Raw genomic sequence first — 17323 nt, forward strand, 5'->3', positions numbered from 1 at the left:
GCGCCATCGGTGACTGGATCAGCTTCTACAACAACCGACGCCCGCATCAGGCGCTGGATATGAAAACCCCCGCTGAGGCATTCGCATTAGCGGCTTAACCTGTGCAGATTCCGCTGGGTCGATACACACTGGTACAGCGACCGTGATTCAATCAGCCCGATATTTCGGTCGCCACAGGAGGGACATGTCACCCCTGACGGCCAGCGCACATCCGCCAAGCGCCGCTGACAGGACGCCGTATCCGGGAAGGCCTGCCGGACGCCACCGATGGGGAGCGTGCGATACATTTCCATCCAGTCTATGCGCGCCTCGACGTCAAAAACGCGTTCTTTCCGGCGCTTTCGGCTCACCGGACCTCATCCCAGGCTGTGGGTCTGATCGCTGATCAGCCTGGTCGGCGTACCGGACCACGACACCCGCAGCGCCTTCTTCGCCCGGGTCGCCGCGACATGCAGGAGGGACCGGTACTGCATGACGATGTCCTCCCTGTCGGCCGGGTCGACGGCGGCGCGGAGCGCCCCTTGCGGCGGGAAGGCGGCCTCGGACAGGAACGGGATCGCCACGGCGAAAAACTCGAGCCCCTTCGCGCGATGCATGGTCGTGATCCGCACCCCGGGGATGGACCGGTCATCAGCGCCGGACTGGAGCATCACCGTCTCGATATCGGCCGCGCGGAGCGTCGCCTGAACCCGGTCCGCGTCGGCGCGACGCGCGCACAGGACCCCGATGTCGGAGAGGCGGATCTGGTCGGGCGGCAGGGCCCGGACCCAGGCCACCAGCCCGTCCAGCTCCTCCGCCTCTGTCCGGCACCCGACCAGCTCCGGGGTGGCCCCCCGCATGAGGCTGACATAACCGCGCAGGGTATCGGTCCCCTCATCAAGATCGTCAACGCTGACCCCCTCGAGAACCGAGACAGCCCAGGCCCGGATCTCCTGCGTCGTCCGGTAGTTCAGGCGGAGCCGTTTCGAGCGGCCGCGCACGTTGATCCCGCAGCCCGACATGCTGGCGCGGCGCCCGTAAATCCTCTGGTGCGCATCGCCCACGATGAAGAGGGAGTTCCGGTCGCCAGCCGGGGTCTCCGGAACGATCGCACGGATCAGCCGGAACGCCTGTTCGCCCATATCCTGCGCCTCGTCGACGATCACCGCCGCATAGGGCAGGTTCGGCGCCTCCGCCGTCAGGATCTCGGTCGCCTCGCGGTAAGCGTCGTCAGGCTCCGCCAGCCCTTCGCTGATCAGCCGGGCCCGGTAATCGGCGAAGATGTCCCACAACGCTGCCCGTTTCTTGCGGTCGAGCGGTGTGCCCCGGCCGGCCCGGGACGTCTTCAGGTACCCCTTCTGATCGGTCAGACCCTTCGCCTGGACGATTTGCGCCCATTCGGCGCGAACGAACGGCTCGGACAGGCCCTCGGGCAGCTCGTGATCATCGAAGACCTCCTTCCAGACCTGATCCAGCCGGTCCCTCGCTTCCCCGAAGAAGGCGACCTCTCGCGCGAAGCTCTTGCGCTTGAGGAACTGGGACACCCAGCGGTCCAGGTTGATCACCTCGATCCGCGGCGGGCGGGCGTCCAGATGGTCAGGGCACAGGGTCCGGAGGTTCGCCTCGATGTCATGCGCGAGGCTGGTCGTGAAGGTGGTCAGAAGGACCCGCTGGCCGGATCGGGTCGGATCGTTTTTGATCTGGTCTGCGAGGTGCTTGGCCCGGTGCATCGCGACGACGGTCTTGCCGGTACCGGCCCCGCCGCGGACCAGGACCGGCCCGTTATAGTCCCGGTAGGCGATCTTGCGCTGTTCGGGGTGCAGAAACACGCGCCAGCCCTCAAGCCCCTCCTCGAAAACGCGGCGCAGCTCCGCCTCGCTTTCCGGGATGAAGATGGTCTGGCGGCTCTGCTCGGTCTCGATCAACTTCCCGAAGGTCAACTCTACGGCGGGCTGCGGCGGTTCCGCGTCCGGCTCCGCGCCGACCCCGGTCAAGGACTGTATTTCCTCATCCGCATAACCGGCCGCGACCGCGTAAAGGATCTGATAAGTGAGCGGGTCGAACCGGTCCTCCGCGTCCTCCAGCGCCTCGATCGTGGGAATCTGGCGGACGGCCGTCAGCTCCTCCTCCGGCACTCCGAGGGCGCGCAGCCGTGCATCTGTAACCTCATCGAAGAGGCGAGGAGCGGACGTGTCCGGCGTCGCCACCGGTTCGATAACCGCGTCCACCTCCTCGATCACCCGAATTCGGTTCGTTTCCGGGTCGAGCTTGACCCGGCGCCCTGCCGCCCAGCGGTAGGCTTTGTCATGTTCGTTGACGTGCACGAACATGATGTCGCGGCCGACCTCGAAGGCGATGGCCCGGTACCCTTGGTCGACCCGCAAGGACTTGATCGAGCTGTCCCTCGATCCTTCCACCGTTTCCAAGTTCAGCCCATTCGCGGAAGGGTCCGACATATATTTCGTCATCAGGTCCATGAACCGGAGCGCGACCCGGTCCGGCAGTTTCCGCAGGCTCTTCATGCAGCCGATGTCGTAGGAGACCCGCTTGTTCATTGTGTCTGTCATGTCCGTGCCTCCTGAAGGGCCGTGATAATTCGCGAGACCGTCTCCCCGATCTGATCGGTTTCCGGATCAAACGGGATCAGCGCCCAGCCGACCCCCTCATGGGATGTCTCGGCAACCGCGACGCGGGTATCCGACCATCCGAATTCCATCGCGCCCACCACGCGTCCGCCCGCAACCAGATCGTCCCCGAAGTGGTCCGGCCCGGGCGCCTCGGCCGCGATCAGTGCGTCAATCAACGGGTGGAACGCGTCGTCGCACAGCGCCCGCGCCTCTTCCCATGCGGCCAACCCGGGGCCCTGATCCCCCTGGTCAACGGGTTCCACCATGTCGGGTGGGGCCAACGTGTCCAGCCCGTCGAACTCGACATGAAGACCACGCACGCCCTGGAACAGGTTCACGATCCGCCAGAGCCCGCGCCAGGCCTCCGTGTAGAGGGTTTTCGCGGCCGGAACCTCGCCCGGATCGGGCAGGACCGAACGCAGGAGAAGCCGAAGGTCGCGATCCGATTGAGTCCATTCGGTGGGCGAGATCTTTTCACAGGCCAAATAGAGATCGAGCGCCCCGACCCCGACCTGTTCCACCGCCTGCGTACCGGAGAGAAACAGGCGCCCCGCCTCTGAAAGGGCCGCCTGCCGGGGAAGCTGGTCGATGGGGCGACCGCCCTTCACGAGGCCCCGGATCAGGACGGAGCGGATCACCGTATCCCCGTCCGCATCCCCGTCCGCATCCCCGTCCAGAAGGCGCCTCATTGCATCGAGCGTGCTGATGGTCTGAAGCGTCCGGACCGCTTCTGCATGTGGGGCGAGCAGCGGATGCGCCAGCGCACGCCCAAGGGGCCCGGTCATCTGCGCCCCGAGGGCGGTTTCAGAGAGCGGGTTCAGGTAGCCCTTGTCCTCCGGGTCAAGGTCGCGCCAGGACAGGGTCCAGACCCGCACCTGCCCGGACCGGATCATCAACATCCGGTCCAACAGGTCCTGGGCGACCGTACCCGCGTGATACTCGATCCCGTCCATTTCGATGACGATCGGCAGGCCGCCGCTGCGGCCAACCGGGGTCAGAAGGAAGTCGACACGCTTGCGGGGCAGGCCCCGGAACCGCGCGTCAATCTGCACCTGAGGCTCGATCGTCCAGAGGCGCGGCGCGTCCGGACGCCCCGCGCGTAGCACGAACCCACGCCGTCCGCCCGGCAGCACCTGCGGGGTCAGCGCCCCATCTCCGTAAAAGCCGGAGAGGGCTCGCAGAAGCCGCTTCTCCAGCACGCTCTCGACCAGCGCGCCCCGAATTGACGCGTCGATCCCGGTCTCGGTCTGGGTCAGGCTGTCCCATTTCTGGAGGATAGCCTCCATCATCTGTCGCGCCCGGTCCCGATCCGGCTCGCCGGGACCGAACTGTGACCTGTAGGGCTTCACGCAGCGGAAGCACCCGTTCCGGTCCGGCTCCTGGTTGCAGGGGCAGTCCCGCAGCGCCTCCGCCGCGCGGCTGACAACCTCGCGCATCGTGCTCGGGTGTTCCGCGATCTGACGCAGATAGCCTGATCCGCCCGGCACGGAATCGTAGAGGTAAAGGCTGCGAACCGTGGTCATTCCGTTCAGCTGCGCCTGGAAGATGGTGGACCGGATATGGTCCACCTTCCCCGCGAAGTGACGCCGCATCCCGAGGTTGATCGCCGCGACGAAGCTCTTCAGATCATCATCATCCGCGTCCCCGACCACCGGGATCACGATCCGGATCGCCTCGGTGTTGAACTTGCGCATCAGGAACACGCCGGTTTCCCACTGCTCGCGAAGCAGGTCCTCATCCCGCATGACAAGACAGTTCGGCGGGTGGGTTCCTCGATCGTCCTCGCCGCGTGGGGGACCCTGAAGCGACCCGCAGTGACGACAGATCCGGAACGGCTGTGCGGGCCGACGCTCTCCCGCGATCCGCGGCCCGGGGAGGGTGGACTTCGTCCCGAAGTTGAAGTCCCGGAACGTGCAGCTGGGCAGGAATTCAAAACCGAACGGGGCGCCGTTTTCCCGGCTGGTGAACCAGGAGGCGGCGATGTCTTCCGGCCCATGGAAGGGCATGAGAACCCGGTCGAACTGACGCTGGTCCCGCTGATCCCCGTCCCGGATCGCCGCCTTTTCCTCGCTGTCGATCGCGATGACAGACTTGAGCTGCACCACGTCATGCGCGGAGCCGCTATCCGACCACATCTCGTCCCCGCATTGCGGGCAGGTGCGGGTCTCGGCCCCCTCGATCCGGTGCGCGACATGCGAACAGGCTGGGCAGAAGGTCCAGCCGGCCAGATCTTCCTTGCCGATCTCGATCCGGTCGATCTGCACCTGGCGCCCGTTGGCGTAGAAGAACTGGCCCGGCGCGAATTCCGACAGGGCGGAGCTGGCGGGCCGGGAGTATTCGACGTGCAGAAGCCCGTCCTCGTCCCGTGCTGTCGCGCCATCGTTGCGCCGCGACAGGATCGAGGTCAGTTTCACCCCTTCTTCGGGGAAGGCGTAGTTCGGCAAGATTCCCTTGTCGGTCAGAAACTTGATCACCGGCACATCGTCGATCCCGCTTCGGATCAGACGGTTGATCTCGGTCCGGTCCCGGGTCAGGTCCTGTTCACGACGCTCATATTCTTCATCGGTCAGCTCGGCCCGGCGCTTCTTGAGCCGACCAAGTTCCTTGGTCGCTTCCTCGCGCTTTTCCACCAGCCGGGCCCGTTCGGTGGCAGCCCCGTCAAAGGCCTCCCCGACGCGCCAGCCGATCGATTTCGGGTCCGTTCCGGTCAGGTAAGATCGGATCCGGTCGGCCAGATCCGTCCGGTCCTGCACCTCTTGCGGCAGGCCAGACAGGAACCGGTCTGCCAGTTCCGGCCCGGTTTCGCGAACCAGTTCAAGCCACTCAACCGGGAACCCTTCGGTCGCGCCGGAGGCCCGGCGTTTCAGCACGTCCCGGACCTTCCCGTAATCCCCGCTCTCCTTCGTGGCCGCGACATAGGCGTCGAGGGTATAGGCGGTCACCTGACGAAGCAGCACCTCTTCGGCCGCGAGGAACACGCCCGGCGGCCGGACCTGGCCTGCCAGCATCGGGGTTGGGTCTTCCCAGAACTGGAGGTCATGGGCACGCGCATTCGCCAGCACCATGTTCAGCGCGTTCCCGTCGCGCCGCCCGCTCCGCCCCATCCGCTGGACGTAATTCGCCTCTTCCGGGGGGACCGAGCTCAGAAGCAGGGTGGACAGGTCCCCGATATCGATCCCCATCTCCAGGGTCGGGGTGGCCGAGATCAGGTTCGGGGCCCAGCGGGTTTCGCTCTTGATGAACCCGGTCTCGATCCGCAGCCGCTCATCCGTTTCGAGGATGCCGGTATGCTCTCGCGCCACCACCCGGTGGTTTCGGTCCGAGCGAAGGGCGCGGCGCAGGGCGGGCCGGTCAGCCTGCTCAACCGCTGCTAGGTGCCCGTCACAACCGATCCGCGTGCAGGGGGAACCGATCAGGACAGCCGCGTTCTCCGAAAGCCCGGTCTCGCGCCGACCGCACAAGTCGCAGCACAGCCCGATCGTCGCGGTGGAGACGGTGACCCGTTCCGGCACGAGAAGCCAGGCATGCCGGTTCTGCCCCTCGGGCCCATTCACGCGCCGGACGATGTCGTCCGCTTCAAGTCGGCGCAGGAGGAGCGGATAGATCGCGTCAGGGTCCGCGCCGTAGCGCAGGTCGGACGGTCCGATCAGCCGGAACAGCCAGTCCCGGTACCAGCTCGCGGGGCCGGTCCGGGTGATCTTCTCAAACCCGGTCGGAGCGGCGCCGAGGGTCACCGGGATCGGCGCGAGGCCCCGCCGGCTGTCCGGGCTTGGCAGGGAACCGGTCTTCCCCACGCCCACCTGGATGGCGGCCGCGTACCAGTTCAGCCCGTAGTTCCCTTTCCCGTTCGCGATCGCGCTCTCGAGGTAGGGGTGCGCCACGGACCCCTGCCGCCGCATCCGCTGCGTCACCCCGGCGAGAAGCCGGGTCAGAAGGTCCGGGTCAAACTCCGGCGCGCCCGGCAGGTCGTTTCGCAGCTCCCGTGCCAGCCGCTCCGCAGAAAGGCGAAGCAGATCCGTCGGCACGTCCGCCGCCGCCATACCGTTCAACTCAAGCGTGTGGTTGAAATGCGCCCGGTAGCTCAGGTCGACGAAGTACTCCCAGCCGAGCCTGATCCGGATATGGTCGAGAAACACCGGGTCGGTGATGGTGGCCCCGCTTTCGACCAGCTCCCGGTAGCGCCGCCGCCAGGTCAACTCCTTCGGGATGAACAGCGCTGTGAACCCGTCCGGGCCGAGGTCGTTCAACTGGGCGCGCGGGACGTCCTCGATCACCTCTTTCAGGGTCATCGCGCCCGTTTCCGCGGACCGAAGTGCCCCGTAGAGTGCCTTCTGGTAGACCGACAGTGCGTTCCGGGTTTCGGCCACCGCCGCCCGGTGCGCTGCGTCCTGAACCGAATCCGAGAACATCAAGAAGCGGGGTTTCGCCTCGGGGTGCTCTTCGTTCTGTTCGGATGTGTAAAGGGTCCCGGTGATGCCGGTCGTCAAGCGCGCCGCCCGCATCCCGAACAGGAGAAGCCCGCGCGCCTGCCCGCAGGCGGGACAGGTCCGGTCGATCCGTCCGTTCGCGTCGGTCGGGTTGTACAACCAGACCGGCGAGGCCGGTCCCGGGCCGAGATCCTTGTGATCGGCCGGGGTGAACTCGACCGTTTCCGCGTTCAGGACCCCCTTCACGATCTGACCACCGGCGCCGCTGGCCGGGACCATCCGGTCGATCGACTCGTGATAAATAAGCCGGATCCGATCCGCCCCGTTCTCGTCGAAGAACTCCTGGTAGAGCTGCTCCAGGTCCGCATGAAGCGACTTCGACCGGGCGTCCTGCCTTCCGAGATGCGCGGTCGCCCCGCACCGGTTGCAGTTCACGACCGGAAGGGCCCGGCGAAGCTGGTCCCTTTCCAGGTCCATCTCGTGGAACAGGTCAATCTGTGAACGAACCCCGCCCGCTTCGAGCCGTGGCAGGGTTGTCACCATCCGGGCCATCTCCCGGATCCAGAGCTGGAGGCGGACGTTGAACAGGGGGCGCGGGCTCTCAGTCGACCCGGACCGCGCCCATGCGGCAAGGGCGACCACCAGCTCGGCGAGCGCACGATGATCCGCCTCGGTCCATTCCCGAATGATCTTCACCTGCGAAAGGCCGGTCGCGATCGCCTCGAGTGAAGCTGGTCCTTGGTGTAGGGCGATGATCTTGATGGTGCGCTGACCCAGCACGTGATCTTTCAGCCGCTCCCCCAGAAGGATCCGCCAGGATGGATCCGCCGGGTCACCCGCGTCCACGAAGGCGAGGTCCGGGTCGGTCCGATCCGGGAACAGGCAGGAGGCAAGCCGGCGCGCGGCCCCTGGCTGGTCCATTTCCGCCGCCTCACTCAGGGCAACGTGGATCTCACTCGGCTCCGGCAGGCTGAAATATTCGGGGTCATCGAACACCTCATCCGGTTTTTTCCGGGTCTCCCGGACCACCGCACCCGCATCGAACGGCTCGCCGAAGATCGTCTCGGCGTAATGGCGCAGGTCCGTCGCCGCATCTTCCCCGGAGCCGAGCGTGGCCGAAGACCCCACGCAGATCAGGTATCCTTCCGGGGTGTTAAGCCGGTACTTCAGGCGGCGCAGCAGCAGGGCAAGGTCCGCCCCCTGCGCCCCGTCGAAGGTGTGCATCTCGTCGACCACCAGAAACCGGAGCGTCTCCGGGTCGTTCTGCGCCCAGAGCGGCTTGTCCCGGCCGCGCAGCAGAAGGTAATCCAGCATCTTGTAGTTCGTGAGCAGGATGTCAGGCGGGTTCTTCCGCATCGTCTCACGATGCGTGATCACGCTGTCCTCGGTCACCTCATGCGCCGGGTTCTGCGGTTCCGCGTCCGCGTAGATCCCGGCTCGCACCCCGTTCAGCGACGGGATCCGTGTCAGCGCATCGGCAATCCGGCGCGCTTGGTCGGTCGCCAGCGCGTTCATCGGGTAGATCAGGATCGCCTTGATCCCGGGCTTCCCCTTGTTGCGCCGACAGTGGTCCAGGATCGGCCAGAGGTAGGATTCCGTCTTACCCGACCCGGTCCCGGTCGCGACAAGCGTCGAGCGCATCGCGGCACCGCTCAGCCGGGCGAAGGCGTCCGTCTGGTGCTGATAGGGGGCGAAGCGCAGCGGGACCTCCGGGAAGGGCTGTACCCACGTTCCCTCCTTCGCCCCGTCGATCTGCCGGAACGGCATGTCGACCGAGATCCACGGCCCCTTCAGGAAGTTCGCGGGCTCGGCGATGAACCGGTCCACCATCCCGTTGAAGGCGGGGCTGGTGCTGTTCAGCGTGGTGTGGACCAGTTCGCGCAGGCTGTCTTGCACATGACGGGCGAGGAGGATCGGGTTCATCTCACGCGGCCTCTTCGGATTTCAGCCGCTCGAAATGGGCCCAGGCGCGGCGGTAGTCTTCGATCCGGTCGCACTGGGTGAAAGGGCCGACGAAGTGGCGGGTGACGGTGCGGGGGCCGCCGGGCATCGTATCGTCTATGGCGGTGCAGGTCAGTTCTGCCGGGGTCTCGGCGAGGATCCGTTCCCAAGCGGCGCGGCCGGGGCTTTTGCCGCGGTCATCCAGCCAGCCGACGCCGGGCAGGCCCTTGGAGCAGGTCCAGACGATCCGGCCGTTCTGGTCGTACCAGGTTCCGGCCTCATTCTCTTGGAGGACCGGGAAGTAGATCCGGTAGATCTCGATCAACTGGTCGAGGGTCAGGCCAAGCGCCTGCGCGACCAGCACGTCGATCTCGACCAGCGCCATCCGGCGGGCGAATTCGGTCCGGAGGCCTGCGGTCCGGTCCCAGGTGGCCGGGCCCTCGACCGGGCCCTCGAGGCCTAGGCGCGGGTCAGAGGAGGACCACGGGAGGACGTCGAGCGTGAGGGCGTGGCGGTTCCAGAGGTCGGCGTAGGCGGAGGTCAGGCAGGATAGGCGGAGGGAGCGGTGGAGAGCCGTCGTTTCGATTTCGCACCATGGAAAGCGTGCCATATCAGAATCATGAACATGGCCACGGCCAGAAGACTTGATCATGAAATCGAAGGGAAGAGAGGTTGACGCGGCAATAAGAGAAAGAGTGTTCATTTCATCTTCGAACGCGACGCTTTCGACCGTATGAACATGCGCCGTCCCTGGCGGGATGACGGCAGCGATTAAGCTGCGCTCTCCATTCAGCGCAATCATATTACGAAACGCCACGCGATAGAAATCTGCGTGGCCTTTCGTCGAGTCCCAGCGGCACTGGGTCATCCGGTTCCGGTAGGCTCCGAATTCTAGCGCCGGACCGTAATTTGTGCGCGGGAGGTAATCGTCTGGCGCCGAAAAAAGATCGACTACATCGTAAGCCTTATTTGAGTTGCAGACGGTTCTGGGGGTTTTATAAAGTGGGTTCCCGACGTGAAACAGCGGCCCCTGAAGGATCATCTGATCCGCCGGCCGGAAAGCTGTTTCGCGCCGGATTGTTCCGTCCTTTTGAGCGTTCGTCTCGTCCCAGAGGCGGTTCATCTGCCACAGCGGCACCTCAACTGTCCTGTCCCCGTTCGCCGCGCTAACCACTCGCTCGATCTGTGGGATCGCCGCGTCCAGTTTCGGGAATCGTGCGATCTGGCGGAACACGTCCAAGGTCCGCGCCGAATAGGGCTGGATGAACCGGGCCTCTTCGACGGGAACGCTTTCCTCTTCGGAAAGAGCATGGATCACAGCAAGTGCTTTCAGGTCGATGCGCATCACGCGATCTCTGTGTCCCTTCGAGTTCCACTTTCCTTCAGAATTCTTGATGCCCTCGATCGCACCGACACCATCGTGGACGTAGGAGTCTTCAACTTGTGAGGGAAGAAAAGCGTGGGACACCTGGTCGAATTCAGGTTCGGAGGCTATCCCTCTGTAAACATTCAATGAGAAGTCAGTTTCGTTATGAACCTCGGCAAACATCTTCCGCTTCATCTCGTTTCGGAAGTGGAAGTGCTTGACGATCCGCGCATACCAGTGCCGCCGGAACACCCCCGACTTCGGGTCGCCCAGATGCCCGTCCTGATGGATCAGCGCCGCATAGCCCTGCGGAGCAACCAGCCTGAACGACAGGTCGATGAAGCAGCGATAGAGGTTGTTCGACCCACCCCCGGCGAAGGGGTTCATCACCTCGGACGAGGTTACCTCCATCGCCCCCCGGGTCGACACAAAGTCCTGTAGGAAGGCCTCGACCGCCGGAACCGTCCGCCCCTCGCGCCGCACAGACGGCGCTTTCGGCAGCGCTTCGCCCAGAACCTTCTTTGCGTCCGACGCCGACAGCCCGGCATAGAGCGGGTCGATATCCGCAAGCACCAGCCCCTCGTTCCACGAGGGCTTGGCCCAAGGCGGGTTCCCAACAATCACGTCGAACCCGCCACGCGCCCGCATCACGTCGGCAAAGATCAGGTCGAAATGCACGAAGCGCTCACGCTCGGCCACCTCGACCGCGACGCCCAGCCAGTCGAAGGTCTCGACCAGCGCCTCTACATTGGTTTCGCGGAACAGGGTATCCTGCCGCTTAGACGCGGCCTTGAACAGATCACGCGCTGGTGCGTCAGGCTCCAACATGTCCAGGAAATCGGGGGACGGGTCCTGAATGTCCGCGGTGCTTTCCATGGCGAGCGACCCGTCGGCAGAGAACCCGCCGTCAAGGATCAGGCGCATGCCCTCCATGAATTCCCGCCGGTTGGGCAGGAGATGCGCCTTGTCGAGCGGCCAGAGCCAGAGCGCGCACCACGCGTCCATCGCCGTCTTCAACCGCTTGTAGGGCAGCGTGTTGGTGGCGTGGTCCGCCCCGATCAGATGGGCGTTCAGGCGGGCCTTCTGGTGGAAGTCCATCTGGCGGTTGCCCGGGATCACCTTGTCAGGCCAAAGGGTGATCTCGTCATTCGCGGCGGCGCGCGTCTTGGCGAGATCTTCGGCGACCTGATCGAACAGCGCCTCGGCGACGCGGCTGAGTTTCTGCACCAGCTTGATCTCGTGGGGTTCGAGCTTCTTGAAGAAGCCGTCCTTGCGCCACGCCTTGATCTGGTCCTGCGCGGATTTCGCGAAGGGGGCGATCGACTTGTCTTTATCGAAGTTCGCCATGTCCTTGGCGGGGAGGAGCCACTGCCAGACGTGACCGTCCGGCAGGCGTTTGCGCCAGCCGATCTCATCGGGTTTCCCGTTAAACCAGAGGTCGCCCTGCGCCTTGGCGCTGAGAAGCGCGGGGGCATAGGCGGCCCGACGCGCGCCGATCAGGGAGTTCCCTGCGTGAAGCTGGTCCCCGAACCAGGGCGAGAACTCGCTCCCGTGCAGGCTGTTCAGCCAGAGCGAGATCGCCCCCAGTTCGACGGCGATCGGGTTGAGGTCGACCCCGAAGCAGTTCCGGTCCGCGATATAGGCCCGGACCCGTTGCTTCTCGAGGACGATATCCTCCTGCGGGATGGTTCGGCCCGTCTCCTTCTGTTTCCGCTCGAGGTAGAGGTCGGCCAGCTGGTTCGTGGTTTCCACGAGGAAGGCGGCGGAGCCCATTGCGGGTTCGAGGATCTTCAGGTCCAGCAGCTGGTCGGCGGTCAGATCCCGGCACCGCTCCATCAGCGCGTGCTTGACCAGCAGCCGGGCGAGTGGTTCGGGCGTGTAGTAGGAGGCGGATTTTTCCCGGTCCCTGCCAGCTAGCCGGTAGATGAAGGTGCCCTTTTCGTAAACGAGCGCCTCAGACCCGTTGAACACGATCTCTTCCGGAGCGAATTCGTTGATCCGGCTGCGGGGGACGAACCAGCTGGGAGCCAGCTTGTCCACCTTGTCACGACGGAACGCGTCCTCCTGTTCGGCCTCTTCCTCACCGAACAGGTCCTCCTCGGCGTCCTCTTCCGGTTCGGGGGCTTCCGCCTCATCCCCGTCCTCAGCCGCGTCACTCGACCGGCCCTTCCGGGGTTTCAGCTCAATGAGGTCGGTCTTGGCGACCACCCCGGTGAACGAGATCAGGGTCTCGTAGACCGCGCCAAGCTGGCCGATCCCGAGCTTGGCGTAGGAGATCCGGCCCGTGCTCTTGCCGGTCGACCGGAGCGACAGCAGCCGGATCACCCGCTGAACCGCCTCGTTCCGCAACCGCAGCCCGTTCAGGAGCGGCGTGCTCTCCGGGTCGAGCAGGGACACCTTGACGGCCGGCAGGCGAAGACCGGTCCCCCGCTCCTCGTCGGCGAGGTCGAGACCGGTGTAGAGAAGATCAAGGGTCCGCTGGAGGCTTTCCCAGAGGAAGGTGCCCTCCCGGTCCGCCGTGGTCCGGAGCGGGACGGATTCCAGCTCACGCAGCGCCTCGAGCGAGTACCCGGTCGCGTAGATCGGGTTCCGCATGTCCAGCAGGTTCAGGCGCGGGTTCGCCTCCGCGTAGAACAGGAACAGGAGCCGGTACATGTAGCGCAGGCATTCGCGCGAGAGCTCCGGTCCGTCGATCCAGACCCCGCGCCGGGCAGAGTCCGGGAAGGTGGACGGGTACTTCCCGCCGGTGACCGCGATCACCTCCTGACCGAGCAGTTCGATCGCGTCACGGACAGTTCGCTTCAAGGAGGTCGTGACCGCGTTCGCGTTCCGCTGCGCCTCCTCTTCGAGCCGATCCGAGATCGGCGCCCCCTGATCCGGAACGCGTGCCTCGCGTGAGATCAGGCAGGCCATCACGGTGAGCGTGTCCCGGTCCGCCCGGGCGAAGATCTCTTGGAGGTCGAACCGGAGGACGGACCTGGCCGGCCATTTCCTCTTGTCGATCAGCACGATCTGCGAGAGGCCGAGGACAAGAACGTGACGAGGGCCGTCGGACAGCTCGAACACCCCCTCGGCGAGGACGGACTCGATGGTACGATCCAGTAGGGCTGCCTCGCGCAGGTCCGGCGGAAGCTGCTCCTCCGTGAAGCAGGTCCCCAGCGGGTCCGACGCCTCGTCCTCCGGGGCCGGGATCTGCGCCTCGATCACCCAGAGCGCATCACGACCGCTGGTATCTGTTGCACGGGACACGAGTGGGATTACCGGCGCCCCTTCGAGAGCCGTATAGGCCCCCTCGCGCCGCCACACGTAGCCGAGGGCGGTCAACACGTCGTGGTGCGCGTCCCGGACCAGTTCGGCCCGCCGGGACCGGTCCGAACTGTTGCGCACCTGACGAAGCGCCTCGACGGTCGGGCCGGCGACGCGGGCTAGCCGCTCGACCGGATGGGCGGACCGGTCCAGACCGGCCCAGCGGGCGGTGATGTCCTGAAGCTCCTCCTTCAGCACGTCCGAAAGGGTCCCGGACGGGAAGAACTCCGCTTCGTTTTCGATCCCGATCAGGTCCATTCGGTCACCCCACAAACACAACTTTGACGTCGACATGCGGGTTCGGGTCCGGAATCATCTTCCGGGTCCGCTCGAACCAGTCTGTCCAGTCATGGAACAGCTTCTCGATCTCCTGTTCCCGCTTGCGGCGGATCGTCAGGCGTCTCTTCTCAAACGGGCTGAGCCCCTCATCGGTACCGGGCAAGTCGCCGAGATCAAGCGTAAGCTGGGCTCGGAACCGTGTCTCCAGGGTGGACAGCCGGTCAAGAACCGCGTCGAGGTCGCGCTGGATGTCCGCTTCTCGCGCCTTCCGGAGATCTACCAGGTGCGTCTGGAACCGGTCCACCGCAACCGGGATCGCTGCCTGCGCCGCCGAGAGGTCCTCCAGTGGGCGGCTCGGGGTGTCCCCGGCGAGCCGGGTCCGTTCCAAGAATGCGCCCACCTCTTCGATCCGCACGGTCCCGTCCGGCGACCGGATCACCACGGCCCACCGGTCCACGACCGGGGACCCGTTCGCGTTCGGGATCGCCCCGTGAAGGACCACGGCCACCTCCCCCGAGGGCAGGCGTCCGTGTAGGGACACTGCCGGGGCGGCGTGCTCCGGGAAGAAGGTGCTGGCCTGGTCTGCGAACCAGTGCAGGATCGGGTGCCCGTCCCACAGGAACTGAACGGTCGGCCAAGCCCGCTCCTGCGCCTTCGCGTCGTTGATCGCCTGGTTGATCACCCCGGGTTGGTCGGTCAACTCGATCCGGCCCCCGGGGCCGACCGCCTCCTCCGGCATGAACCGGCTATCAACCGCCCCTTCGCTCGCATAACCGAACCCGTCGCGCGCGCGCATGTCGTCCGGGATCGGGAGCCGGATGACCCGGTCCTCCGGGAAGATCCCGGGTGGCTCCGGGAAGATGCGCCCTTCCGACCGGGAGAGCCGCTCGATCATCGCCCGGGCATAAGTGAAGGTATCCGGGTATAGGCGAGGCGGAGCTTGATCCGTCGGAGGAGCCGCGTCGGTCGGAGCCGGGGCCGCGTAATCCCCGAAGAGGGCCGCGAACTCATCGTCGACCGACATGTGGGTTACGGCCTCCGCGGCCCGGGCGTCCATCTGGCGCTCGAACGCCTCCGCGCCGATGCCGGTAGCGACCGCCTCAGCGACGACAGCCTCCTCCCCGTCCGCGTCCCCCGCGCCGAGGAAAACGGCCGGGTCGCCGACCCCGGCTTGGGCCGCCTCGTCCTTCGCGACCAACTTCTCGAGGACCCACATCTGTCGCACCTTCGGGTGCGTGCTCTCGCCCACGAAATAGCTGATCTGCGGGGGCCGGTCCTGCCCGTACCGGTCGATCCGCCCGTTGCGCTGCTGGAACCGGAGGAGGGACCAGGGGAGGTCGAAATGGATCAGCCGGTGGCACTGGAAATGGAGGTTGAGCCCCTCGGACGCCATATCGGAGGCGATCAGGATCCGGATCGGTGATCGCTCCTGACCGAACGCCTCAATCAGCTCCTGGGTCCGGACGTCAGCCTCGACGCTTCCCCCGTCCACCCGTGCCACCTGGTCGGCCGAAAGGCCCAGGTCCTCGCGCAGCCGGTCCGCGAGCCAGGACACGGTCGCGATCCGTTCCGAAAAGATGACCAGCCGGTCCCGCGCGGCGCGCCCGGTCCAGTTCAACTGGCGCAGAAGGCGCAGGAGCTCCTGATATTTGCTGAACGCGCCCGTATCGATCGCCGCCACATGGTCCGCCAGCGCCCGCAACCGGTCCCGGTCAGCCGGGGTGCCGCGGGCTGTCCCGTTTTCGATCCCCCGGATCCGCCGCTCGAGCGTCTCACGACAGGCGACCGGGCTCGAGAAAATCGCCTTTGCGATCGTGGTTCGAAACAGGTCGATCGCGCGTCCTTTGGTCTGTTCTTCATCAAGATCGAGGTGCAGGTCTGCGATCGCCTGATAGGCCACCTCTTCTTGCGGGCTGAGCGGGAAGCGGCGTGGGAGGAGCTGGCGTTTCGGGACCTCTCGACCGATATCGGCGACCACCTCCGGCGACGAGCGAAACCGGCGGACGACCAGATCCTCGATGTCAGACCGATGCAGCCGGGTCGGGTCCGGAACCCTCGTCGGGTCCAGCATCTTGATAAGACTCGCGAAACTTTCCTGAGACCCGTCATGCGGGGTTGCGGTCAGGAGCAGCAGGGAGTCGGTCCGGCGAGACAGGAGCTGCGCCAACTCGGCCCGTTGCGAGTTCGACCCGGCGGCCGACTTCCGTTCGGCCGCGTTATGCGCCTCATCGATGATGATCAGGTCCCAGTAGGAATGTTTCAGCGCGTCCCGGATCTGGTTGTCCCGTTTCAGGGTGTCGATCGAGACGATGGACCGGTCGAACTGGTCAAACACGTTGTAATGGGCCGGGATCTTGTTCCGCATCCGCCGGATTGCGGCGCTGTCGAGCCGGGAGAGCGGGATCGAGAACCGGGTCCAGAACTCCTTCTGGAACTGGGTCAGCATGGCCCGGGTCGTGACGACCAGGATCCGATCCGCTCGACCGCGCAGGGCGAGTTCTGAGGTGATGAGGCCCGCCTCCAGGGTTTTCCCGAGGCCGACATCGTCCGCGATCAGGAGCCGAACCCGGTCCTGCGCCAGCGCCCGCTCCACCGGGAGGTGCTGGAAGGTCAGATCGTCAATCGCGGCCCGGCCAAGCGTCAGGGGGCGACGCGTCGTCGTCGGTGTCGCCCGGAACGCGGCCGCGAGGTGCAGCTTCGTGTCGATCAGACCGGGGGACGTGTCCGGGACGAGCCTGACCGCCGCGGGGTCAAGAACGCGCGCGCCCTTTTCCAGATCCCAGACGAACCGGGCCTCCTTGTCCCGAACCAGACCGTTCAGGCCCCGACAGTGGACCTCCCGGAATCCGCGCTTCAGCGTCGAGGTGCCCAGCACCTTCCAGGTGGCGGAGCGGAGGCTGATGACGGACCCGGGGGTTGGGTATGCTGAACTCATCTTGTATCCATCTTACGACCGTCACCGGTAAGAGCCCCGACCATGCGCCGGGGTCGGGCAGCTCGGTTTTCGAAAATTTCCGCCGACGCACGATCAGAACCGAAAGCCCCGACACCCTGCGCGTCCATGGTCCATCCAAGGGTATTTCTTTTAGTTATTCAACCCAGTTAAGGCCGAAACCGGCCCCGGCGCGGCTAATGTTTCTCGGGGCGCGAAGTTGGCGAAGACCGGTTCCGTTTGGGCGTGATCGCCCCGGTCAATTGAACCCATCGTGATTTCAAGCGAGACAGGGAAGGTCGGCGCAAATACAAGATTTACGCGCCGAAACGGATAACCGTATGCGGCGGTTCGGGCCCATTGATTTGATATATTCCTGACGCGTGACCCGCCTGCGAGAAGGCCTTCGTGAGCAGATGGAGGTCTTGTATGGCGGATGGTGGTGGTGGGTTCGTGGGCCGGTGCG

Annotated in this window: 6 protein-coding genes; 1 reads left to right on the forward strand and 5 read right to left on the reverse strand. The window is 65.5% G+C overall.

The window, feature by feature from the left end; genetic code table 11:
- The first annotated feature begins 5 nt into the window (after positions 1 to 5).
- The gene (locus D2N39_RS23735; RefSeq protein ID WP_407645600.1) at positions 6 to 98 is read left to right on the forward strand and encodes an integrase core domain-containing protein; all 93 of its coding nucleotides are present in this window, start codon (positions 6 to 8) and stop codon (positions 96 to 98) included.
- Here the strand turns inward: D2N39_RS23735 and D2N39_RS23740 are convergent.
- The 5 genes from D2N39_RS23740 to D2N39_RS21890 all read right to left on the reverse strand — a co-directional run bounded on the left by D2N39_RS23740 (position 87) and on the right by D2N39_RS21890 (position 16860).
- Entirely contained in the window at positions 87 to 293 is a 207-nt protein-coding gene (locus tag D2N39_RS23740; RefSeq protein WP_119136842.1) for a transposase, read from the reverse strand. The genes D2N39_RS23735 and D2N39_RS23740 overlap by 12 nt on opposite strands.
- 63 nt (positions 294 to 356) lie before the next feature.
- Positions 357 to 2546 (reverse strand): UvrD-helicase domain-containing protein, encoded by a 2190-nt coding sequence (locus D2N39_RS21875; protein WP_119136843.1) that lies wholly within the window; start codon positions 2544 to 2546, stop codon positions 357 to 359.
- A complete protein-coding gene (locus D2N39_RS21880) occupies positions 2543 to 8956 on the reverse strand; it encodes a DEAD/DEAH box helicase (RefSeq protein ID WP_119136844.1) in 6414 nt (2137 codons plus the stop codon). Before D2N39_RS21880 ends, D2N39_RS21875 begins: the two co-directional genes overlap by 4 nt.
- A 1-nt stretch (position 8957) precedes the next feature.
- Entirely contained in the window at positions 8958 to 13904 is a 4947-nt protein-coding gene (locus D2N39_RS21885; RefSeq protein ID WP_119136845.1) for an Eco57I restriction-modification methylase domain-containing protein, read from the reverse strand.
- Between the two features lie 4 nt (positions 13905 to 13908).
- Positions 13909 to 16860, reverse strand: coding sequence for a DEAD/DEAH box helicase (locus D2N39_RS21890; RefSeq protein WP_119136846.1), 2952 nt, complete (start codon positions 16858 to 16860; stop codon positions 13909 to 13911).
- Between the last annotated feature and the right edge of the window lie 463 nt (positions 16861 to 17323).

The organism is Gemmobacter lutimaris, assembly GCF_003570715.1.
Taxonomy (GTDB): Bacteria; Pseudomonadota; Alphaproteobacteria; order Rhodobacterales; family Rhodobacteraceae; genus Gemmobacter; species Gemmobacter lutimaris.

Coding starts and splice junctions, on each gene's coding strand:
- D2N39_RS23740 (WP_119136842.1), bottom strand. CDS start 293: ATGGAAATGTATCGCACGCTCCCCATCGGTGGCGTCCGGCAGGCCTTC.
- D2N39_RS21890 (WP_119136846.1), bottom strand. CDS start 16,860: ATGAGTTCAGCATACCCAACCCCCGGGTCCGTCATCAGCCTCCGCTCC.
- D2N39_RS21875 (WP_119136843.1), bottom strand. CDS start 2,546: ATGACAGACACAATGAACAAGCGGGTCTCCTACGACATCGGCTGCATG.
- D2N39_RS21885 (WP_119136845.1), bottom strand. CDS start 13,904: ATGGACCTGATCGGGATCGAAAACGAAGCGGAGTTCTTCCCGTCCGGG.
- D2N39_RS21880 (WP_119136844.1), bottom strand. CDS start 8,956: ATGAACCCGATCCTCCTCGCCCGTCATGTGCAAGACAGCCTGCGCGAA.